Source organism: Kosakonia beeri (assembly GCF_054165705.1).
This window is the reverse complement of sequence record NZ_CM135106.1, coordinates 1,304,133-1,327,207: the sequence shown is the minus strand read 5'-3', so window position 1 is coordinate 1,327,207 and position 23,075 is coordinate 1,304,133. Positions and strand designations below refer to the sequence as shown.

19 protein-coding genes and 1 pseudogene are annotated in these 23,075 nt (G+C 48.5%); 5 read left to right on the top strand and 15 right to left on the bottom strand.

Annotated features, from left to right (window positions below; all coding sequences use genetic code 11):
• Window positions 1-5: 5 nt before the first annotated feature.
• Window positions 6-2,237, bottom strand: a pseudogene (locus ACUY4S_RS06455) (EAL domain-containing protein).
• Between the two features lie 346 nt (window positions 2,238-2,583).
• On the opposite strand from ACUY4S_RS06455, the gene ACUY4S_RS06450 reads away from it, so the two are divergent.
• A complete protein-coding gene (locus tag ACUY4S_RS06450) occupies window positions 2,584-2,775 on the top strand; it encodes a YfgG family protein (protein WP_312690637.1) in 192 nt (63 codons plus the stop codon).
• A 486-nt stretch (window positions 2,776-3,261) separates the two neighbouring features.
• On the opposite strand, the gene ACUY4S_RS06445 is transcribed toward ACUY4S_RS06450, so the two are convergent.
• Together ACUY4S_RS06445 and ACUY4S_RS06440 are read right to left on the bottom strand one after the other, a co-directional pair.
• Window positions 3,262-5,235: a tetratricopeptide repeat protein gene (locus tag ACUY4S_RS06445; protein ID WP_458022202.1), complete on the bottom strand. Its 1,974-nt coding sequence runs from the start codon at window positions 5,233-5,235 to the stop codon at window positions 3,262-3,264.
• 153 nt (window positions 5,236-5,388) lie between these two features.
• Window positions 5,389-5,772 (bottom strand): hypothetical protein, encoded by a 384-nt coding sequence (locus ACUY4S_RS06440; RefSeq protein ID WP_458022203.1) that lies wholly within the window; start codon window positions 5,770-5,772, stop codon window positions 5,389-5,391.
• A 143-nt stretch (window positions 5,773-5,915) separates the two neighbouring features.
• Here ACUY4S_RS06440 and ACUY4S_RS06435 point away from each other — a divergent pair, with 143 nt between their 5' ends.
• Both ACUY4S_RS06435 and ACUY4S_RS06430 read left to right on the top strand, forming a co-directional pair.
• Complete coding sequence (locus tag ACUY4S_RS06435) at window positions 5,916-6,488, top strand: hypothetical protein (RefSeq protein WP_458022204.1); 573 nt, start codon at window positions 5,916-5,918, stop codon at window positions 6,486-6,488.
• 13 nt (window positions 6,489-6,501) lie between these two features.
• Window positions 6,502-7,110, top strand: coding sequence for an SMI1/KNR4 family protein (locus tag ACUY4S_RS06430; RefSeq protein WP_458022205.1), 609 nt, complete (start codon window positions 6,502-6,504; stop codon window positions 7,108-7,110).
• 52 nt (window positions 7,111-7,162) lie between these two features.
• On the opposite strand, the gene ACUY4S_RS06425 is transcribed toward ACUY4S_RS06430, so the two are convergent.
• Window positions 7,163-7,405 carry a helix-turn-helix domain-containing protein gene (locus ACUY4S_RS06425; RefSeq protein ID WP_312690783.1) on the bottom strand — a complete coding sequence of 81 codons (243 nt, stop codon included), beginning with the start codon at window positions 7,403-7,405 and terminating at the stop codon, window positions 7,163-7,165.
• Between the two features lie 304 nt (window positions 7,406-7,709).
• On the opposite strand from ACUY4S_RS06425, the gene ACUY4S_RS06420 reads away from it, so the two are divergent.
• Window positions 7,710-8,912, top strand: coding sequence for a sugar efflux transporter (locus tag ACUY4S_RS06420; protein WP_458022206.1), 1,203 nt, complete (start codon window positions 7,710-7,712; stop codon window positions 8,910-8,912).
• A 600-nt stretch (window positions 8,913-9,512) separates the two neighbouring features.
• On the opposite strand, the gene ACUY4S_RS06415 is transcribed toward ACUY4S_RS06420, so the two are convergent.
• The 8 genes from ACUY4S_RS06415 to ACUY4S_RS06380 form a co-directional block, all read right to left on the bottom strand.
• Window positions 9,513-13,370 (bottom strand): hypothetical protein, encoded by a 3,858-nt coding sequence (locus ACUY4S_RS06415; protein WP_458022207.1) that lies wholly within the window; start codon window positions 13,368-13,370, stop codon window positions 9,513-9,515.
• Between the two features lie 275 nt (window positions 13,371-13,645).
• Window positions 13,646-14,080 carry a HigA family addiction module antitoxin gene (locus tag ACUY4S_RS06410; protein ID WP_458022208.1) on the bottom strand — a complete coding sequence of 145 codons (435 nt, stop codon included), beginning with the start codon at window positions 14,078-14,080 and terminating at the stop codon, window positions 13,646-13,648.
• An 81-nt stretch (window positions 14,081-14,161) separates the two neighbouring features.
• Window positions 14,162-15,523, bottom strand: a complete 1,362-nt coding sequence (gene trbL, locus ACUY4S_RS06405; RefSeq protein ID WP_458022209.1) for a P-type conjugative transfer protein TrbL — start codon at window positions 15,521-15,523, stop codon at window positions 14,162-14,164.
• A gap of 2 nt (window positions 15,524-15,525) precedes the next feature.
• Window positions 15,526-15,699, bottom strand: coding sequence for a hypothetical protein (locus ACUY4S_RS06400; protein ID WP_204646824.1), 174 nt, complete (start codon window positions 15,697-15,699; stop codon window positions 15,526-15,528).
• A gap of 11 nt (window positions 15,700-15,710) precedes the next feature.
• On the bottom strand, window positions 15,711-16,505 hold the full coding sequence (trbJ, locus tag ACUY4S_RS06395; RefSeq protein WP_458022210.1) for a P-type conjugative transfer protein TrbJ: 795 nt from the start codon (window positions 16,503-16,505) through the stop codon (window positions 15,711-15,713).
• A gap of 81 nt (window positions 16,506-16,586) precedes the next feature.
• Window positions 16,587-16,940 carry a conjugal transfer transcriptional regulator TraJ gene (gene traJ / locus ACUY4S_RS06390; RefSeq protein WP_104659001.1) on the bottom strand — a complete coding sequence of 118 codons (354 nt, stop codon included), beginning with the start codon at window positions 16,938-16,940 and terminating at the stop codon, window positions 16,587-16,589.
• Between the two features lie 846 nt (window positions 16,941-17,786).
• Window positions 17,787-18,785 (bottom strand): replication protein RepA, encoded by a 999-nt coding sequence (locus tag ACUY4S_RS06385; protein WP_458022211.1) that lies wholly within the window; start codon window positions 18,783-18,785, stop codon window positions 17,787-17,789.
• 6 nt (window positions 18,786-18,791) lie between these two features.
• A complete protein-coding gene (locus tag ACUY4S_RS06380; protein WP_137474863.1) occupies window positions 18,792-19,022 on the bottom strand; it encodes a helix-turn-helix transcriptional regulator in 231 nt (76 codons plus the stop codon).
• A gap of 206 nt (window positions 19,023-19,228) precedes the next feature.
• Between ACUY4S_RS06380 and ACUY4S_RS06375 the strand changes: the two genes are divergently transcribed.
• Window positions 19,229-20,569 carry a hypothetical protein gene (locus ACUY4S_RS06375; protein WP_458022212.1) on the top strand — a complete coding sequence of 447 codons (1,341 nt, stop codon included), beginning with the start codon at window positions 19,229-19,231 and terminating at the stop codon, window positions 20,567-20,569.
• A 184-nt stretch (window positions 20,570-20,753) separates the two neighbouring features.
• On the opposite strand, the gene ACUY4S_RS06370 is transcribed toward ACUY4S_RS06375, so the two are convergent.
• From ACUY4S_RS06370 to ACUY4S_RS06360, 3 genes are all read right to left on the bottom strand, one after another.
• Window positions 20,754-21,773, bottom strand: coding sequence for an NADP-dependent oxidoreductase (locus ACUY4S_RS06370; protein ID WP_275875974.1), 1,020 nt, complete (start codon window positions 21,771-21,773; stop codon window positions 20,754-20,756).
• A complete protein-coding gene (locus tag ACUY4S_RS06365) occupies window positions 21,770-22,117 on the bottom strand; it encodes a hypothetical protein (protein WP_458022213.1) in 348 nt (115 codons plus the stop codon). The genes ACUY4S_RS06370 and ACUY4S_RS06365 overlap by 4 nt, the downstream gene beginning before the upstream one ends.
• Window positions 22,118-22,182: 65 nt before the next feature.
• Entirely contained in the window at window positions 22,183-23,001 is an 819-nt protein-coding gene (locus tag ACUY4S_RS06360) for an oxidoreductase (protein WP_458022214.1), read from the bottom strand.
• Window positions 23,002-23,075 lie beyond the last annotated feature (74 nt).

The window sequence follows — 23,075 nt, the reverse complement described above, 5'->3', positions numbered from 1 at the left end:
TTCATTTAAACCTGCGCCAAAGGCGGCTCCAGCAGTTTTTCCAGCGGCGCAGGTTTACCAATCATATACCCTTGTAAATAATCAATGCCGAGAGCAATGGCCGCGCTACGGATCTCTTCCGTTTCGACATACTCCGCCACCACATGCATTTTCTTCATCCGCGCCAGCGTGCAAATGGAAGCCACAATCTGGTAGTCGAGGCTGTTTGAAACAATATTACGGATAAAACTGCCGTCGATTTTCAGGATGTCTGCATTGACCGTTTTCAGCCGCGCATAGCTTCCGTACCCCGTACCAAAATCATCAATCGCTACCCGGCAACCCATCAGTTGTAACTGCACCAGCGTCTGGTTGGCCTGCGCGACATTATTCAATGCATTGCTTTCTGTGATCTCGAAAATCAGTTGCCAGGCTTCAATGCCATATTTACGTAACAAGCGCCGCACTTCCTGTGTGAACTGTTTTCGGCACACCGAGGCGGGAGAAAGGTTAATGGAAAAGCGTTGTGCTGGCAGGCGCTCGCGGTGGCGGGCCATAAAACTCAGCACATGATCGATAACCCACAGGTCAATGCGTGAAGAGAGGCCAAATTCATAGGCCACCGGTAAAAACTCATCCGGGCTGATACTTTCGCCCCTTTCGTCGCTCAGTCGCAGCAGAATTTCATAGTAGCTGTCTCCACGAACGCCCCGGATCAACTGTACCATCAGCTCAAACTGGTTTTGCTCCAGCGCCAGTTGCAGGCGATTCATCATGTCGACTTTCAGACGCAGACAACGTTGCAGGTTTTCTGCCCCGCGGTTTTGCAGATTCTCCGGATGGTTAGTCGCCAGCGACAAATCAGCAATAGTGCTCATCTCGCCCAGCAGTAGATAGAGATGCTTGACCGGGGAACGCACATAGCAATAGCTCAGCCCGACCTGCGGTTGCAGCGGCATATCATCCCAGACAAAGCGGAACTGTTTAATGCGCGCATCCAGTTCTTCGATACGTGTCTGGTGCGACTGGGTGCTCAGGCGAATAACCAGATCATGCCCGGATAGTTGGTAAACGCACTCCTCCGCCGTCAGCAGAGGCTTTAACCAACTTGCCAGCTGCTGTTTGTACTGAATGCGCAATAATACGCCGTAATTACGGCCTAACAGTTCCAGCTCTGGCACCCGCAGGAAACAGAGCACCGACCACGGTGTATCTGACAACGCACGGCTAAGTGCCCGCAGGTTGGGCAGATTTGTCACTGGATCGATAAACGCCAGGCGGCGGGCACGGTCGTTGACTTTACGCTGCCGGGTCGCCATTACCGACATGGCGATAATAATGAACGTAAAGACGAGGTAACTGGACGAGGCGATCGCCATTTGCACATCGTAAGAGGGAAATTTCGGCAAATAGCGATCAAAAAAGTGAATGGAGATGATCAGCAATGGCGTCCAGATGACCGAGATAAAGCGGTAGCCATAGCGCATCGCGCCCCACAACATCACAGGTAACAGCAACGATAAGGTGTAATTGGTGCTGAAAATCGAGCTGTGCATGTTTAGCGGCATGAGCAGTAAAAAGACGATACCGGCAACGATACCAAACCAGACAACCACTTCCAGGCGGGTGACTTTGGGATCGAACTCATGACGCAACTGTGACAACCACGTCAGCGCGTAACGCGGATGACGGAGCACACGGATAACCACATAACTAAACGGAACGCCGCTAATTAAACCGACCAGTAACCCCTAGTAGTTGATTAACATTGGCATATTGAGCGCCAGTGTATTCAACTCGCTGACCGGCTGATCGTACAGGTTCAGCCAGACGCCCATTTCAAGAATAATCAGCAAAATCGTAGCCGGGCACAGCACCTGCCAGAACACGCGCTGAGAAATCAGCGTCGAAGAACCATACGACACGCAATGCCGCCGGGTTACGAACACACGGTAACCGCCCCAGCTCAGCACCACCGGGATCAGCAGCCGCAGGATATGCAACAGAACCATGAACGGCTCCTGCACACCGTAACGCAAGAGCAGCGCGACAATAATGCCGGGCAATGCCGCCCAGCCAAAAAACATCATCAGGCTTATTAACAATGCCATCGGCAGATAATAAAGAATGACGTGCTGGCCGGAGACGGACGCAAAAGTATTAGCCAGACTAAATAATGGAAACAGTACTGCGGGAACAACAAGAGGCAGTGCCCACCACCGATCTTTCAGATGATTATATTTTTTTAACAATGTCATAGATGCTCGACGAGAAACCCTGTTCCGGGCGGGCGTTTCAGGCAGGTATCCGACCTGACTGTGCAGACACAAGGGTGCCCGTGCTTAGAGAAACCAAAATTTTAGTGCTGAACAATATCCGATAATTGATTTAAATCAAAAATTTCTCGTCACTCAGAATTATTTTGCTATTTTTTTAACTAAATCGCGAAAACTTATTCTATACGTAAATATTTAATTTATCTTATATAAAGCCTGTTTATTTTTTATTCGCCTCATTTTTGCGCCAGGCGCAATTGACCTCACCAAAAGAGTGTGCCTTAATGGCACCGTCGCCCGTTGATCGGGCTTTCTTAAAGGAACCATTGTGAGTCAGGCAACCAGTATGCGAAAACGACATCGATTTGACAGTCGCATGACCCGTATCGTACTTCTTATCAGCTTCCTGTTTTTCTTCGGCCGTTTCGTCTATTCCACTATTGGCGCCTGGTATCATCATCAGGATAAAGTCCAGTCGCAACAAGTCAGCCAGACTATCGATTCCACCGCCCAACGTTAAAATCTAACGTCCTTTTACGACACGTTCACCGCGTGGGTTTACGCACATCTGCTGTTCGGGACAGGTATTTCTCGATATCTTCATGCGCCTTTGTCAGCACACTAACAATGCCCTACCCGGCTTGGTAAGGGATCTTTAGCCAGCCGAATACATCTTTAACGGTGATAACGCCGCCAGGGCCTGTTCAATGTACTCTTCGGCCTTTAACCAGCAATACACCCGGCAGAATGTGTGATTTCAGTGGGCAAAGAGCGTCAATGCAGATTAGACGCAAGCGGATTGCTGCACATCCATTAACGGCCATATAGAAACCCTTCCCCCCAAAAGGCGTAAGAAAGACATATATGAACATTATTGATAAAGCATCATTAAGAGAGAAATAAGACCCGAAAGAGGCCGTAAGAAACCCCTTAGTAAGAAAAAACACCCGTAAAGGGCTTTAAATAAGCCATTACGTACGCAGGATTTGCGGCCCCAAGACAACGGCTACTTTTCTTCCACGCGCTGAAGCCAGTCGCGGTAGGCAGGATCCGCATCGTCGGGTAAATTCTGCCTGTGGGCGTTGAATTCCTCGTTCATGCCAAAGATTTTCCACACCAGCGGCGCAAGCGAGGCTGCCGGGCTATTGCTCCGCTGTGCATCGCGCAGCAGCTCCAGGCTGCGTTGTTGGTACTCAGCCAGGGTGTCGGAATGGTAATCGAACGCTTTACCCAGCCCGGAGAGATACATCAATTTTGGGACCTCCACCTGCGGCCACTGCAGCGCCATTTGTAGCGGCCAGTCGAGCATCGCCCGTTCTCCCCACATCGCCTCGCGCGGGGTAGTATCGTTCGCCACCAGCGTCAGGGTAAATGCCTGCGCTAACTCGCCCAGGTAAATCGCCATCGCCTCTGCTGACGGGCGCAGGTAAAACGCATCCAGCGGCTGCTGGCGCGGCGCGCCTGTTTGCGTAAGTAACTGTTGCTCAAGACTGAGCACCAGTGCGCCCAGTTCCGCGTCCACGCAACGCTCTGTAATGCTCGATATTTTAGCCCGGGCAGCACAATCCCACAGGCTTAATGAAAGCTGCCACTCACGCTGTGCGCCTTCGCCGGTGCAGCCCATCTCCCCGGTGACGAAGTATTTCATCGTCGGCGGGACAATATCGAACAGCACATGGCCGTCGATTTCGCCGCCCATCAGCACTGGCCCGCCCCCTTCGACCACCTGCACATAGAAACGGCTGGCATAGTCGCTCCAGTAGTGTGCAGCCTCGGCAAAATAGAGCGAGATCGCCCGCGACATGCGCCCAATATCATCTTCGCGCTGCGATTCCGTGCGTTCGGGGCCGCTCTGCAGTTTGGACAACGCAAAAAAGCCGACAGACGGCGCGTCTTCCGTTTTGCTGGCAAACAACCAGTCGGCTTTACACAGGCCGTATTGCCAGATCGGCTGGGTGATCGCCAGCGTGTTGACCTTCAGCCCGTCGGCATCGGCAGGGACTGAAGTCGCCTCTTGCTGGTTCATCTCCTGGAACGCGCGGGCAAATTCATCAAGGTGCTGCTTCAAAGGCGCATACCCCAGCGCATACATGCGCGCCAGCAGTTTTTCCCCCTCCTGCGCATTACCCAGTGCCTGCCAGGCACGCAGCACATTCAGGCCCGCCATCGGATCGTGGCGATGTTCGTCATACACCGGCGCCACCAATTCAACAATCATCGGGATCTGCCCGTTATTACCCAGATCCCCGGAAATCATCATCAACGCGCCACTGTCGTACCGCCCGCCAGCCAGCACCCCGGCATATAATGCGCGGGCGGCAGCAATATCCTGCTGTTGCAAATAATGGCGCGCCAGCCACAGCTGCGCACGCCAGCTACCCGGCAACGCCGCAGCGGTTTTCAGCGCGGCGAGCCAGGCCTCATCGCCACCCCGCTCCTGCTGGATAGACGCCCACCACATCAGGCCATTTTCCTGATTCGGATCAGCCTGCACTGCCTGCCATAACGTTTCGTCTGCGCGCGCGTCTTCCCCGCGCGAAGAAAACACTTTCGCCAGATTAGTGAGCAGCGTGCCGGTTGCCCCCACCTTCGCGATGCCCGCCTGCAGCGTGTTCTCTGCCGCTGTAAGCTGGCCGTTATCCATCAGCACAATGCCATGAATGGTATGGCTGCGTTCAGGAACCGGATCAATCGCCAGCAGGCGCTCGGCTGCCTGCACCAGGTCCGCAGCAAATCCATCATTCAGCCCGTCGACAATCGCCTGATAGAGTTCGTCGGCGTTATCACGCTTCTGTTCCAGAGACGGCAAGAATACCTTCTCGCGCCACTCACTGCGCGAGATCTGCATCTCGCGGCCATAAGCGTCGTACGCCACAATTGGCTGCTCGTCTGGCGACGGTTCCGTAGTGTGCGTATCGGTAGTCGGTGTCGGTTCAGGGGCGTTTTTGCCGCTGATGGCAGAGAGCAGGCGTTTGAACATGACAGTTGCCTTGTGGGTTGCTGACGTTTTAGACACTATTAGCCTAGACCTTAACCGCCAGGCCTTCCAAAAAAAAGCTACTAATTACGAGGGGTTAGTGCCCTGCTGTCAGTTGAATCTGGCGCACCTGAAGCCTGGCAAAATGGCAGGCCGCTACCTCTTCAACCCGCAACGTCGCGCCATGATCTGCTGCGCGTACGGTTCAATCCCAATGTGATGATCCTGACTGACGCGAGCAATGAGCGCTTGTAAACCCTCGGGCGAGGCATGTAGCGTGTCTGCGATCAGTTTATCGAAGTCGCTCTGCGTAAAATTGATCCGCACACTCGCGCACTGGAGCAACGTATGGGCGACAATTTCCAGCACCGCGCGGCGGTAGTCGTCGGTCAGTAGCACATCCAGATCCGGCTGCTGGATCTCAAATGTGAAGTCGAAGCTGACAAATCCAGACTCCACAGGCAGCGAGTAGGTCAGCCGCCCGCCTTCCTGCCACACCTGCGGCTCATATCCCTCACCCATTAAGCGTGATCGCTGCATCGCGCGCTCCGTTCAGCATGTTGACATATTTTCGATTACATTAACGTTCAGTAAAACATTCAGTAAAGCCATAAGTTAGGGTCTGTCGTCGCTGAACGGTTGAACGATGGTCCCCACTGGCAGCAAAACTGACTCAGGAGTTGATGATGCGGTATGAATTCGTTGAAGTGCTCAACGATCTGATTGATTACTTTTTACTGGGCGACATTCGCCTGCTGCAGACCTGGAAAGAAGAACATGCGCTGGCGGACGACCTGGCTTCGGAATTTATCAGCAATGAGAGCAGCGACAACGCGGTGCAACAAGGCATTGTTATCCCGCTGGCGGGCATTGAAAATTACCCCTACACCGTGCTTTTCACCCTTGCGGATGAACCCCCGGAACTGCTCAAGCCACAGAGCCGTTTGCAGCACCAGCGCGGCGGTTACGTGCTGCGCATCGAAAACCGGCAGGTAATGCTGTTTACCTGGCGGATCCTGCAAAACTTCACCGATGCGCAAATCCGCGTGCTTGAGGAACGCTATCGCCAGCCGGGACGACCGCAAATTGGCATCGTCAACGGCATGTATGAGGTTGAGATCCTCGCCGGAGAGGTGCTGCGCGGCGACGATTATGAACCTGCGATTGAGTTCGTGCTGAAGAGAACCGGCCGCAATCACGCGACAGCCGAAATGGATATGAATTACCGCTTCACTGTCGATAGCCAGACCTATTAACCAGGACACGATAATGGATTCAGATTACCCGGCACTGCCGCCACTCGCGTGGCCAGCATTTACCGACGAAGCAGAACGGCAGGCATGGTGGCGAGCCTGCGCGCAGGCTTACCTCGACTTATGGAATAACCCACCGCCTATCACGCCTGTGCAACCCGAAGAGATCGATGCACTGGAGCAGCGCCTGAGCTGCCCCCTGCCCCCTTTGCTGCGCTGCTACCACGAACAGATTGGCGCACTCGATCTGGCGGAAAGGCTGTGCAGCGTAACGCCCGAGAAATACGCCAGCATCGAACCACTGCTTGAGGCGTACCCCGGCATTAGCGACATTCTGGAAGGTGCGCCCGATGCAGAACAACTCCCGGCGCTGGTTGATCAGTTAGTTGCTTTTGGCGACTACCTCGGCAACGGCAATATGTGGTGCTTCCATCGGGAAACGGGCGAAGTGTGGTACTTCGATCACGACAGTTCGCCGATGCTGACACAGATCTTCAGCGACGCGGGCCAGTACCTCGACGTGCTGATGTTCAAATGCCTGCTGGCAGCCCACGACGAGGAGGACAATGAGGATCTGCTGCGCGAACACCTCGGCGATGAGGTTGTAGAGAAATGGATGTATTGAGAAGGCGGTAATGGCCCTGGCACGGGAGCATTACCGCTTTTCGCTTCAGACTTTATACGCTCTGCACTTCATACACACGCTGATCGGATTTACACCCCGGATACCGCGACGGCCAGATGACTTCTGGTCGGGTATCTAAGGCTTCGGCAATTAACCGCTCCCCTTTCGGCCAGTGCCAGGTTAAGGCATTAGCGAGCGTGGAGGAAGCCAGCCCCGACTCGCGAGAAAGCGCCGCCAACGATGTCCCTTTTTTCCGTAAACTCGCAATGATATCTGCCGGATGCCAGTCCTGTATTCCATGGTGATTCTCATTTTTTAATCAACTGTCAGAACAAAAACTAAAACTTACTCTGATTAAAGGGAACGTCTTTAGAGGTGCCAGAGAGGAGATGTATTTCCTTTAAATGCTAATCAGGAGGAAATAACCACCTGCATGTCCACTAAGAGCGTGAAGCGGACGTTCAGGGTGATCCTATCTAAGGAGTTTGACACAGTCTGCCGACGAAGTTCTGAGAGCCAAAAAATCAGTACAACTCATGTGGAGTGAAATATTGCATTGCTTTGTGAAGTTTCCGTGTTAAAAAATATGATTAACTCACATGGAGATACTGTTGTTTATGGCTTTTTTTTCCGGGATTGCCGGGCGGCTGTTCTTGATAAACGTAATGACCGCCATTTCATATGCCTTCGTTTTGCCTGTTATGAGCCTGTTTTTGATAAACGGATTGCATGCAAGCCCTATTTTTATCACTTTCTACAGCCTGGGATTTGCCCTGTCAGGATTGTTTTTCAGCCAGCTGATGGGTTCTCTTGCAGATAAGGGATATTCGGTCAGGCAACTTTTCATGATTTCTGTTATGGCCCTTTTTCTGGCGGGTTTAGCTTTCAGTATCTGCCGTCAACCTATTGGGGCTCTGGCCATCGGCATTTTTCTTATGGGGCCAGGCAATGCGTCTATTCCATTACTCCTGTCGATGATCCGAAAGCATTCACTGACGGCAGGGCTGAACGCCACACGGCTTAATACCCAAATGCGTTCAGGCGTGTCAATTGTATGGATTGCCGGACCTGCTATGGCATTTGTCTTTGCTGACAAATTTGGATTTACTTTTAATTTTCTGGCCTCAGCCCTGCTTTCAGCCATGACCTTACTTGCCAGTCTGTTGCTGCTGCCTGGGAAGAATAAAAAAATCGCCGATACAGGCAGAACAATAACGCCTCAAGCCAGTAAAGGGGGCATCACGGGTATGATTTGGGCACTGGGCGCAGTAATGATGCTGGCAAATTTATCCAATAATATGTACCTGACCATTATGCCGCTGTACCTGGTACACGAGCTTCATTTACCCGCTTCGTTTCCGGGCTTTCTGATAGGCGCAACCGCGATAATGGAAATTCCCGTTATGCTTGCCGCTGCTCATCTGGCAGAGAAAACAGGGAAAGAGCTACTGATTATGTTCGGATTTCTCTTTGCAGCCGTCTATTACAGCCTGCTTCAGCTGGCCACTAACATGTCCGAATTGATTGTGTTGCAACTTTTTAACGGATTATTCTTTGGTATTTTTGTCGGCCTGGGAATTTCTGTTATTCAGGACGCGTTGCCTGAACGTAGCGGCTTCGCATCAGCATTTCACTCCAATGCCATGCGTACAGGCATGATGGCGGGTAACGGGATTGCAGGTCTGATGGCACAGCTGGCCAGCTATAAAATCGCTCTGTTTGTTCCATTGCTATCAGTGTGTTGTGCTGCTTTACTGATGTTTAGCATCAACAGAAGCCACTCGACAAAAAGCGTTCAGTAACGGGCTGACTAAGCACATAAATATGCGATCATATTACGATAAACCGGCGCTGTTGCGCCGTTTTCATTCTGCTTCTGGCACTAAAACTGACTATCTAAGATCTATAGCATCACGTGTTTACCGAATTAAGTACCAGTAATGCCCTCCAAAGGATATTAACAATTTATTTTTATATCAAAAAAACATCTCAGGCGAATGTTATTCGTTCAAAAGCAAACCACAACGCAGCCATGTAAATATGCCATATCCCCCAAATTATAAAGCGCATTACATTAAATACCATTTATACATGTTTAACCCTACCCTTAATTAACCGATGAAAAGATTTAATTACCCACTAATAACCCCTCAACAATACTTTATCTAAAAACAAAAAAGCCCGCTTTCGCGGGCTTTAATATTTGAGATTTAATATATCAACAGGAACTAAATCTTATTCCCACTCCATTATCAATTAACTAAAATAAAATACAAAAAACAAAGAGTTGAGAAATAAAACAATCGAAAGACCATGAATAGTGCCATGCAATGTATTGATCAATGCTGGGAGCATTCCACTAATGATAAACTCAGAGACTATCCCGGCCGACTCGGTGCCTTCTACCATTTCATTTTGTCTTGTTCCGCTCGGATGTCCTCATCTGCTGCCAGGCGGAGCCAGCTGTCAGCAATATTTGCCAGCATTACCGATGTCCTTGGGTATAAATGTGCGCTATCTGCCCACTGTTGATACTGCTCCGCAAGGTAACGCTCTTGGTCCCCCCCCTCATTGAGGGTTTTAGTATAGACACCGCGCTTGTTATGACACTCTATCCTGAAGCCACTCTCAAGATCGCTAGAGGCTGTGTCCTCAATGACTTTACATACAGCTGAGGGCGGCCAAAAAGTCTTATTGGTGTTACTTGGAGCATGAGCAAGAAGCTTCCCGATTTGGATGTCGCAAATTTCGGTCAAATCTTTTGTCGCGGCAATACTGCGAGCTTGTGAGACCCACTCTGCGAGAATGTCAGAGTCCACCTCCACTCCGTTGATCCCTGGTACTGTCTTGAATGCGTTCAGTAATCCATAGGATGCCTGGGCTCGCGCTTTCATTTCGTCAGTAACAACCTCTGCCGGCGCGGTACTTTTACCTCTGAACACGTGAGATAGCACATCAACAAATAGGTCGGGGGCACGCGTCATAAGCCCGATAATAATCAGTGACTGCTCCTCGAAACGGATGACCGGAAGGTAAGCATATTCGATCCGAGCTATATTTATCTCCTGTGCGTCACTCCTCTTCCTCAGCTCTGTAAGTGCTTGCGAGACGTAGTACGAAAGCATTGTGCCCATACGCTTCGCCGCACCTTCCACTTGAGAGACCCCCTTAATTAAGAGAGCCTGAATCAGGTCTGTTGACAGATCCTTTAATCGCAAATGCACAAGGCCGAGCACGTCAATATCGCGGTTATGCTGGCGCAATTGATCAATGGCATACAGCAATTGCTCGAGTGTGCCGTGGATAGGAAGCAAATGGATCTGTGTCCAGTACATTTCGCGTATTTGGCTTCCCAAACTGTCAACCAGCGACCACGTCGCCTCGTCTTGTGGCCAGCCAAGCAGCAACCGAACCTTAGTAGGTTCGTCTTGAACGTGTGCCAGTACACGCTCGGCGAAAACTTCCTTCCATTGATCGCCAAAATGTGCGGCACCAACTGCTGATATGTTAAAAGCCAGCTCTTTCAGAGCACCATGGTTGAATGTTCCATGTAATAACTCAATCATCTGCTCCATTGAAATCGAGGTATGTCGAAGCGCTGGACCAATAAGACTCGGGAGTTTGACCATCCGAGCTAGCCGCAAGATGCCCTCCACACCGTCCCGGAGGAGAACTCGCTCCAATACTTCCTTGCGCATTTCATCAAGGTCCATAAATGTGGCGCCCCCTGGTTGGTACTTTCCGATGTGCGGCAGCCAGTCATCGAAAACTTGACGGTCCTTTACCAGAGGGTCGACGGGGCGATGGCGCTCAACAACCCTATCCATTGACGCTCGCTCTTCGGGCTTTATCGCCCACTCGGAATCGGAGAAATAGTTGTGACGCGCGGCTTCTTCTAGAAGAGCATACCAAACTTTACATCCTTCATCGGTCTGATATGAATCTAGATAGTTGTCGACTTGAGCAAGTATCAATGCGCGGCTTTCAGCCTGGAAAGCCCCTAAGGAGCCGATCAGCATTGTGATGCGCTCTTCGTCATTGCCAGCCGAAACCAATGCACGGTTAACAATCGCAGCCTCAAAGTCCCATACCAAGCCAAACGTTATTTCTTCGGTAACCTTTGGTGCAAGATCTCTAATTTTCGGGTGATGCGTCCGCGAGGATGAGTCGTGTTGCCTTGGTAGCAATTTGAGCAGCAATTGCCATCCCACCTCAGGGCTAGCACTCAAAATCGCATCCAAGCATGCGATTCTCCGTTCCTGTGGTGCATAGGTGTTTGGAGACCAACTGAGAAGAATCTCGCGCAAACTGTTAATCGGACGATTGATGAGCTTGGAATCAGGTTCCGGGTCAATTTCGGCGAGCTTGGCCAGCACGAGCGCTGAACGGTTCAAATACTTCGGGTCCCAGGCTATAGCCTCAAGAGCCCAGAGGAATTGAATATGTGGGCTCGACGGCCCCAAAATGCTGCCATCCTCTTTCCCAAAAATTTCTACCAGATCCTCAGGGGAGCCCTCGAGGATAGACTCGAGGGCCGTCAAAAAAGGGTTTGGAGCTGCCTCAGCAAAAAGCGCAGCTTGGTCTCCCAGTCGAATAATGGAGTGGTGACTTCTTCCCCAGTCAGGCAAAGCAGCTACGACCTCATCTACGTACTGCTGGGGCGTCTTACCGTTGATATGAAGTCCGGCAACGGCATGCATAGATGCGATAATTACCAGAGTTAACGCCAAACCATCCCGTAACCAATTGCTGTATTCTGCTGGCGCAGAATAGTTGAGGCTGAATTTCTCGTTGCGTGCAGGGGGAAGCGCAACATGACTGAAAACCTTTACAACAGCGTCACGAAAGCGATTGAGATCTGCGTCGGTAACTTGCTGACCGTAAAAGTAGAACGCATCTACTGGTGCGCGGGTCTTCCAGACCTCCCCGACTTTATCGATCGGACGGTCGGATAGTGCCAACATAGGCATCAGCACACTGTCCAAATCGGTGTAAGAGTTAAACCCACCCAGCTCCTTCAACAAATCACAGTCCATCTGCACATTAGAAGACCATCCACCTGCAAGGAATGCCGATTTGAGCGCGACAGCCTGAGATATCCACTCGGGCTGCACGGGAGCGCCATTAGGAATTAGCCGCTTCAGTATCGTCAAACTGCGCCCACACCGCTGCGCGAGTTCATATCCCTGATCTAGGTCGAGGCCCATAAGCATAAACCCTTGAGCCATGCTGCTGGCAGAGGGTCGCTCTAGTGGTTGGTACTTGCGAGCCAGAGCTCCAGTTGCTGCAGACAGCGTAGGGCAATTCAGGCTAAGTACACCAGCGAGTGGCTCAGCGCCCTTCGTTGCAATAAAAGCGAGGCCCGACTTCCTGCTCAACTCGCGGGCAGCTGATTCGGTACGCACGATTAGCGTTCTCGATTCAAGCAAAACGCGCTTTTCAGGCTCGGTGCTACGGATTGCCGCAACTGCGAAAGCAACTACGTCTTCTGCTGTTTCTGCACCAATCAAGATGGTACCGGCCGGGCCGAGGAGTTTGGTTATGAGTTCGTCTGCAGCTTTCTGCCTGTCACCAATCACAACCTTTTCACTTAGTCTAGGAGTAAACTGGTTGCTAAATTCTTCCCAGTACTCATCGGTGCTTAACGCGCCTTCTTTTGGAGCATTTCCGAGCACGTCCCGAGCATACTTGGCCGCAACGGCAGGATGGCTGTCGAGCCAGTGTACCAGTGTCACCGCATCAATATACTTAACCTCTCGCCACTTGCCCTCAGCCTTGCGTTCGTCCTCCCATTTGGTCAGCATCTCTCGTGGTGTGTCCCACGCTTCAAGGTTGACCAACACAAATGCATTTTCGGTCATGATTTCAGAAGCAGTCTTCTCTGTACGCTTTTCGTAGTCTTTTGACGCCTTAGCAGCCCCGGCACCCGCTCCGAATTCCCACTTGGACTTGCCGGCCGGTACAAATCCAACAGCCTCAACGGTTTCCAAGTCACCATCCCAGCCTCTGACTTGACCTACATCTCCGCCGGGGAACCGAAAACGATAGCGAATAGCATCCGGGATGGTTGCACGAATAAGGTCGGCGACCATATCGACCAACCATGCACGAGCATCGGTACGCTTCGCCCACGTAACAAGATCTTTTTCATCGATCCACTGCATCTGCACATCCTGTGTTGGGTTCAGTTGAATTGAGTTAGATTGCCAATCCGTATTTGCTTTGTGAAATTGGCGGAAGCGAATTATTCTTAAAACCAAAATGTGACTCACCTGCAGTAGTTATATCAACTGCCGGTATGAATCGCTACGGGTTGAATGAACACCCCAGAACTCACTGACACGATTGGAAGCGTCCAGAAACACAGGGACAATGCCCTGTCTTTAGTTAAGAAATCATAGTTTTCTGGGCTGGTTGTGTAATCCTACCAATTTATGACCAGAAATGTTTATCACCGCCCTTCAATATAAACAATTGCTTTCATGACACTTGAGGGGCAACAGATATCATGACATATGAGGTAGCTACAGATGAATTACTTCCGTCGTTCTTTCTGGTAATCTTGTAAGGTCTGCAATTTACTCCAGAAGTCCTCATCAGTTCCAAACATGCCTGCAAGAAGGAGCTCCTCATTAGCGTTGAGGCAGCGCTGCCCGCATATGATATCCCCAACATCCTGCCGAGAAACCCCCATAGCTTCCGCTAGCTCATCATGAGACATGTTCAGCGGTTTTAAAAATTCCTCTGTCAGCATTTCTCCCACTGTCACAGTCACGGCGGTATCTGCTTTTGTGTAGTATGCAAGAATCTCAGAACGCCCCTGCTCATACGTCAGCTCGCCTGAAATAATACGTGCCTTAACGGACTCGTACAGTGGCGTACCACTGGGGTCCATTCCTTCAAGTCTCAGGGAAGCCTCTGCTTTGCGAAAGCCCTCAATGCGTAACCGTGTATAGGGAGTACTGGACATGTTTTTCCTTTGAGTTGCAGGATTGAGGTTCGCTCAGTGAAAGCGTCAGTTCACGCTACCTCGTTAACTGACGCGCGCGATTCAAGATTTATTATTGCCGGATAAGCTATCTCCTGCAAAATCATCATGCTCTCGGTTATCCCGACGAGTAGCTGTTTGTTTACGTATCTGAGCCGCCAATTCCCCTCCAAAAGTTTGTTGGACTCGGGAAGAGTTGCTACTTCGCTTCATTGCCTGGTACTCAGCAGCCCCGTTAGCCATACTGCTTCCCATATGGCTTGCCATGCGGCCAGCACGAGAGAACGATGCAGCAAAACCTTCGCTTCCCCCACTGGAACTACCTTTACCAGATGGTTGCTGTCCCGACGTTTCTACAGAACCGGTATCTACACCACCACCAAATCCGCCGCTTGAACCACCACCGACAGATCCGGATTCTTCGGCCATTGCCGTTTGTGCAGATTCAAATGCGGCTTTTAATGCAGAAGCCCCACCACTGACTTGAGCTGTAGCGCTCATTGCCATTGTTCCAGCACCACTAATTGCAGTAGCGGCAGCGCCCGTAATCATACCTGCTCCAAAACCTCCGATGCCTTGTAAGGATGCCCCTCCTACAACGCCAGATAGCAACAACGGTAATTTATTAGTCAATACTAAAAGAATAATTGACGCCAGAAGCAAAACGATAAGACTATTAAGATCAGGAACATCTTCTTTAATAATAGAAAAATATTGATCTATAAATGATTGTCCAACCCCAATAATTAATGTCATCGTGAATAATTGAATGCCAATCGATAAAACAGTTCGTAAGTAATTAATTGCTATATCAGAGGTCCATTTCGAACCACCAAACCCAAGCAATATAACTCCTGCATAACATAACACCCATGCAGAAACCAACATGATTAGCATATTTATCGCTATAAGGGACATCACTACCAGAACGATTATTGCGACTGTTATCATAATGGTGGATATCATTGGCGACCAAATTGATGCGGCTGAACTGACCTTTGTTAATATCGCAAACGCCATATCAATTATGCTTGATGGTGAAATACCAGTACTTATTCCTAAAGCGTTTGCTGCAAGCTGTCTCATTGAGTTAATTATGGATTGCGATATGGCTGGGCCGTTGATTAAAATATAATAAAAAAAACCAATGACGGCAAAAAAGCGAACTATTTCTGCAAGTACACCAGTCAACCCCTCCCCTTGGATCGCCATCATACCAAATCTCCAAACCATACTTATTAATACCAACCCCCAGAAGAGCCAATTCGCATAATTACCAATTACTGTTGTCCATGTGCTAGCTACTTGTTGAAACTTATCTAACAAAGTATCAAGTAACCCACTACTATCTAATTGACCAGCATAGGCGTTTACAGAAAAGAAAAGTATGGTACCTAAAAAAGTGAGTTTGCTTACTGTTTTCATAATTACCATTCTCGTTTAGGGCTTGGATTGTTTTTACTACGCAACGCACACTTATCGTATCTATGTGCATCTAATTTATTATCTGGCGTCGATAAACAATCTTTATCGTTTTTTTCGCAAGAACATAGAATCAATGAACTAATTACAATAAATGCCATTATAATTTTCTCTTTCATTCAGTTGCTCCTCACCAGATTCGCTTCGGACTTGGTGTATTCTGTCCAGCTAATACTTTTTGATCGGCTACTATTTGTTGGGCTTCTTTATCGGCCTGCACCTGTGCCAGGGTTGTAGCCGCATTTTGTTGCGCCATAAGTAATGAGCGGATTTGTAGTAACTGATTTGCCTGTGCGCTGGCCAGCTGATTAGCTGACTGAATGGCTTCCATCTGCCCTTGTGCACCGCTTGCCTGACTCTGCAATCTGACAAGGTTATCAGCATCGCTTTGGAGCATTATCTGCTGTTCATCGAGAGCCTTAAAAACAGCATCGTTTGCTTTCTTACGGGCTTCTGAGTTGTTCTGTTCTGCTTTACGAAGTGCACTAATTTCAGACGCAGCACACTCATCATTACTATTAAAACATGGCGAGGATTTATAGTAGTTAATGTCCTGATAGCGCTTCAGATATGAATCCAGGCTACCCGCCTGATCCTTGTAGTAGTTCAGTGTGTCCTGCGCCTGCAGGAGTTTATTAATCGTTGTGTTTGTCTGGTCCCATATATATGCGGCAGGTGCGACTGTGTTTTGTAGCATGTTTTCGTATTGCTGCAGTTGCGTCTGGTATTGCTGGATTTGTTTTGCTACTGCCTGAACGTTGTTGACTGCGCTGATTGTGGTCTGAACCACGTTAGTTCCATCAATAACAGGAATGCCTGCTTTCACCGGAAATGCCACGATGGACGCCACGAAGGAAGCTACTAAGGCATTTTTAGCGGCTAAAATGCCTCTCTGCGATGAAAATACTCGGAGCATAAATTTCATTTGCTTACCTCAATTTCAAGTGATTACTAACATTGAACTCTCGGACTGATAACAGATGCTGATATATAGGAAGCCATGCATTTATTTATCCAAGATTCTATCCATAATATTCCTTAGTTCTTGACTAGTTGATTCTATTTTCGCAAGCAACGTTTTTATCATTGTGGGCGAAAAATTCACTGTGCGAGGATCTTTAGCCAGCCACAATTTAAGTAACCCTCCAAGTCGACCGAGATCAGCATTTACTCGGCTCAGTTCATTAACCTGTTTTATGTCGACGATAGAATCAACTTGATAACCCATTGCAACTCTACGAACAAAACCGGTAACACTTAATCCAGATGCTTCTGCATTTTCTTGGATGAGAACTTTTTCTTCGGGTAAACAGTAAACTTTTATTGGCGTACTATTTTTTCTAGTCTGCGTAACTTTCATATAACTCTCCATACAGGCGGTAGCCTGGCAGCCTCGCAGAGCAGGACTACCTTGAGCCGCGATGCGGCGAATAGGGAGTGGTAAAGTTGGAACACCCCAGAGGTGGGCCTACTTTACATGTCCTGCCCTCCAGTTGCCGTAGTATATCTGTGCACGTCGATGTGTATTTCGGTGTATATGTTGTGTTTCCTTAGAGTAAGGATGCAGGATTCCTCGAGTAAATTATTCGATATATAGTGAGCCTCGGTCACTGTCTCAGTAGGTATAAACTCAGCCATAACTGATTACATCGCCCCTACCTCCCAAGAAAAATTATCGGATTTTAGCGGCTAAAATTTTAAAAACCCCGCAATAACGGTTAACCAGTTATTTCTCATGACAAAAAAATCTACCTCATGTGTCAATAATACAAATACAAGTTATAAATGCTTACAGCGTAAATCGTTTTCAAATGAAACAGATGACATTTAAAAAAATGTATTTTTTAGCTAAACAAAACTCAATAAAAAATCAACATTGAAAAATTGAACAGTGGTAATTAGGAATGTAATTAGACCCCATCGAGTTTATCCACAAAATCTATACCTTAACTACAGGTTAATTTTTATATAGGTTAAACCTACAGGGAAACACTATAGGACGCCATGCAACCATTTGTTATCAAAGCATTTATCAATCAAACAAGAGACAGAACATGCGCACCCCGAGACAAAACATGCGCAAACTGAGACAGAACATGCGCAGAATACTTTCCTTAAAGCGGGACAGAATATGCGTGGATAAGTTTCTTAATCCCCAAGCTTACACACACTTATAAAGTGCCAGTTGATAGAGATTCATAACGCTTCAATATCCCTCAGTTTTGTGTTTTTTCTTTCGGGGTACTTGAGGAGCACTTGGTTTGATAAGAAGTCCTTTTTCCGATGGTGTAGCGTCTAGCCCTGGCCATGCCCGCTGTACCTTTTCAAGCCCATCATTAAACCGTCGTCTAAAGTCTTTGACATCGGCATAATTAGATCCCATTTGCTCCATCAAACCTGACCAAGGGATCATTGTGACTCGCTTTAAATAACTCACCCGATAAGTCGCCCAGCAATATATATCTAAGGCCATAGGAGAACGTTTAATCAGCCGCAGAACTCTCATATCCAACGGAACAGGCTTATCTATTATCAGTTGAAAAAATTTAGGCGACAGCTCTACCCAAGATTGACTCAATAAATCTCGTTCAGGATATTTTGTACTCCACCAAATATGTGAAACATCTGCGACTCTGGCTCCCATTTCGTCTTCACAAATATATCCATCTTCCTCATTTAACTCTGCCAACATGATACTAACCGTCGTTTTGAATAATCGTCGCATCTGTTCACGAAGCGGGACAATAGAGCCATTTGTCCCCCCGCTTGAGCGTAGCCCCAGTGCTTCCATAAAACGTCGCTGAGATCGTCCCAATTCAAGCTTACGAACATCCTGCTCAGTGATAATACCTTTATCCAATTTTGATTTATTTCTAATAGCCTGTGTACTAATCCAAACCAATAGTAATCGAGCATAACAACCGTAAGGCAAACCTACTGATGATGGAGCCATCATATGCATGGTTAAGTTACCATTTTTACGGCTCCACTCATTCAATTTTGGCTTGCTGTGTGGCAGGGTTGCTTGAATTAAAAATCGAGCAATGAAACCAATCTCATTAGCCTCCAGAGCACTGCATTCATGTATTTCGATGAGTTTATCCACATATCTTGTATTTAACTTTACCTTATCGTTTGTCACTGAGATGCTTTTTTTCTGAGTCGTTCCCCCAGATTGAACATCTATTACATTTTTAATCGTCATGATGATTCACACTGACCATATAAAACCGGGTCTTGCTGCCTTTAAAGCAGATCTGCGCTTTGCTTCTATCCAGTTTTCAATCTCCGCTAAATCCCACGCAACACTTCGACTCGTCAAAACAATACGCTGAGGAAACTCACCACGTTGTTCCAGGTTATAGATTGTTCGATCAGACAAAGGAATCATGCTGAGTAGGGTCTTACGATTAATTAGGGTCTTATGTGCTAGTTCTTGCATATGTTGGCCTCCTGTTAGTTGCTGAGACCTGACTATGCCAATATTTTTCAGACATTGAATTGGACGTTTAGGCGGATTAGGTTGAGTTTTCAATTTATTTTTAAATTAACAAAGGACAGCTGCCAGCCATTACAAGTAGTTGCTAATAGACTCATTACTTAACCAGTAGTAACATAACCCTGGTCTGTATATGGGGGGTGCGGAAAATGGCATATATCGAAAGTGAAAAGAATATAAGTGATCGCTTAGGTATGTACTTTATCTCTGTCTGGGAAGATTGCGATACCTCTGTTGCCGCTGGCATACGGGAATTTCGAGAGCGATGGGCAAACTACACCGTACATTCAAAAAGAAAGGACCCACGAAGCCATTTGAAGGATATTTCATCCTACGACAAACGAGAAGCGGATAAGCGCCCTATTGGAGAGCTTATCTTAGAGGTTATTGATCCTAAGGTGTCAGCATTTCTTAACTCTCTTCCTGAGAGTCATTTTCAATTCTTTCCTATCCCCTATATGAATATCGCTCACTCCCCCTTACCCTGTTCAAATGATAAATTTACCAGTACTGAAAGCGTCCCTAGTTGTTCGCCTATTAAATATGGTTCTAAATTTAAAGAAGATGCTCCGATAACCAATCTAGTGATGGTTATGGGTATTAAAAATGCTCATGATGTTATTAAACAGCAACTAAGGCGTTTTGCAAACACGGAACATCAATATCGACCTATTGATCTTAAGTTTCAAGCAACCGTGGATAATCTGCTTGAGCTTTTATGGCAGCTTCACCTTACACCGACGCGCTTCAAGCAGCACAGTGCAGACACAAAACTTAATGCGCGGCGGAAGCAAACTTTCTGCGAGCTGTGTGGCCAAAGAAATGAACTTGCAGAATATTTCTATAAGCTAGATAACAATATGCTAGAACTGGAAGATGATATAGAAATTCACAACGAACAGAATCCTGATAATCAGAAAAAACTACAACTCAGCCACAGGTATTGTTCTTACCATAAACAGAAACACAAAAATGGCTGCACCTGGAACTCCGCTTACAAGAGTGCTCTGCACTCAAAGGACCAATTCGAGAATGAATTGCAGAGATTGCAACTTCACATAGTCAGAGTCGAAGAACTGAAAGTGATTTCAAAAGATGAACTAGTTGACCTTTATTTCTATCATTTCCTCCAAGATAAATGCGTCACTCAGAAACAAAATGACGCATTTTTCCATTACGTTAGGGATAATTTTAAATACCCAATTTTACTTAAGGGAGAAACAAAAAGACTCATTCATGAAGCAGCCGTTCGCTTGACCGGAGCTGGTAGAACTATTGGAGCTGATGATGTCGGAAAACTGCGAGATATCGCTCGCCATATGGTTGACTCTCGATTAACAGATAGTAAGAAGCGAATGCTCGTTCTTAAAAAACAAGGATTCAATCAGAGGCAAATTGCAGATAAGTTAACGGAAATTGAGGGAAGAACTATTTCACCCCAGGCGGTTTCTAAGGCTTTGAAAAGTGTAGATAGTGATTTTAACATTTAAAAGCATGCGCCCAATCCGACTGGCTTGCTCCCCATCGGCTAACACATCGTGATGTCAGCAATGTCTGCTCTTGGCACACAGCGGACATGCCGCACCTCTTCCATGAGGCAGCAGATTTAGTTCCTGAGGCAACAGACTTTAGCAATTGTCTTTTATGGTGGGCAGACGCAAGCAGCAGTTGTTGTCACTCTTGTATCGTAACGACAACTTTGCCCTTCGCATGTCCCCCGGCAAGATAGTCAAGAGCATCCTTTGTCACTGCAAAGGGAAATACCTTGTCGATCACAGGGATAATGTGTTCCGCTTCAATGAGCTTGCTTATTTGAGTTAGTTGAGCGCCATCAGGTCGAACAAAGAGAAATGAATAGGTCAGGCCCCGTTTTTTCGTAAGACGTATAATCTTGCGGCTCATCAGCCCGAGCACAAAACGCAATAAGAAGTTCAATCCCCGGACCCGTGCGAACGCGACATCTAACGGCCCGATGAGAGAAATAATCTTTCCGCCAGGTTTAAGAATTTGAGTGGACTTTGCAATCACATCCCCCCTGAGGGTACCCAGAACAATATCGTAGCCACTCAGCACGTTTTCGAACGCCTGCTTTTTATAATCAATCACCTCATCGGCCCCAAGACGGCGTACCCAGTCGACATTCTCTGTACTCGTTGTCGTTCCCACGCTTGCGCCCAGGTGCTTCGCCAGCTGGATGGCAAAGCTGCCAATTCCTCCGGAGCCTGCGGGTATAAAAACGTTCTGACCAGGCCTGAGCCCGGCACGTTCTGTCAGCGCCTGCCAGGACGTGAGGCTCACCATCGGCAACGAAGCCGCCTCGACGAAACTCAGATTGGCAGGTTTCAGGGCCGCAGCGCTTTCAGGAACCCGTGCAAATTCGGCAAGGGAGCCTGTTCCCGTATCGAAAATACTGGCAAAAATTTCGTCACCCGGGATAAAACGGGTCACACGAGCCCCCACTGCAACGACGACCCCGGCCAAATCACTGCCCAGCGTCGCAGGGAGTTTAAAATGCAATACTGGCTTGAACATTCCGGTTGGGATCATGTTGTCAATCGGGTTAAGGCCCACCGCGTGTACCTTCACCAGGATTTCATCAGCGCCGGGGGAAGGAAAATCCACGTCATCGAATCCCAGGTCAGGGGATTTACCATAGCGTTTAAACGTAAAGGCTTTCATCGTCCTGCTTTTCATTTGTTTTTTATCCTTTGGTATTTGCCAGTAACATTTTTCACAGGGGTTCTGTTACTGAGTAAAAAGGCGGCGCCCAGAAACAGCTCGATTAACACGGCAAAAAGGATCTGTCCGCTGACATGCCCTTCGTGCCATTCAGCGATGCCCAGCACAGCTGAAATAATCGATATGGTGCTGATACCCGCGGCCAGCGCATAACGGGTCGGGGAAGGCCCGGCATTTCTGGCCAGGAAACACATAACGCTTATTCCTGCAAAAAATGCGGCCGAGCGGCGACAAATAACGCGGGTACCCGGCGTTGGTTCAATTCCCCACTGTGTTAAAAGCTGTTCCGGGAAAAACATCCATACCGTGGCCAGGATGAAAAACAACACTGCAGTCAGAACAGCCAGTTGAGAAAATTTCATTTTTACTCCTTCGCATCCAGCTGAAGACTTTTGCGCACGACCTTATCCATGAATGAGGCAGGCGCGAACCTGCGGAGAAAATTCAATTTACCGGCCAGCGTTCCCGCCGTGTAGCGCACCTTCGGACGTAAAGTCTGAGCCGCTTTAACCACTACGTCACCCACCACCTCCGGGCTTTCCGCTTCGGCCATTGCCTTGCTAAGCACTTTCGCCAGCTTCGCCCGGATCAGGTCATACTCTTCAAGCCTGGCATCCGGCTCTATATTATTGGCTTCAAACTGTGTTTTCATGTAAGCCGGTTCGATGACAGACACCCGGATACCCTGCGTGCGTAATTCATGATCCAGTGCCCCCGTATACCCCTCGACCGCATACTTACTGGCCGCATAAAGTGCCACATACGGAAACGGAACGACCCCGAGTATCGAGCCGATGTTAATAATGCGTCCACTGCCCTGGCGGCGCATGTGAGGGATCACCGCCCGGGTCAACCTGACGATGCCCAAAAAGTTAGTGTCGAACATCTGCCTGGCCTGTTCGACAGAACTTTCTTCCGCAGCCGCCGGAGCGATCCCAAAGCCTGCATTATTCACCAGAAGATCGATCCGCCCCTCCAGACGCAGCAACTCCTCAATGGCGGCCCCGACAGAAGCGTCGTCTGTCACATCAAGCGTCAGTAACGGAAACGGATGCTTTCCCGCCAGGGCGCCACGCCGGCTTGTGCCATATACCGTATACCCCGCCGCTAAAAGTTTAATTGCCGACGCTTCGCCAATACCTGAAGACGCGCCGGTAACCAACGCTACTCGTTTTTTTGTCATGCTGAATAAGGCCTTCATGATGTGTTTGAGGTTTCTCATCGCTGCTGAGAGGAAACGCTATAAGGGATTGATAT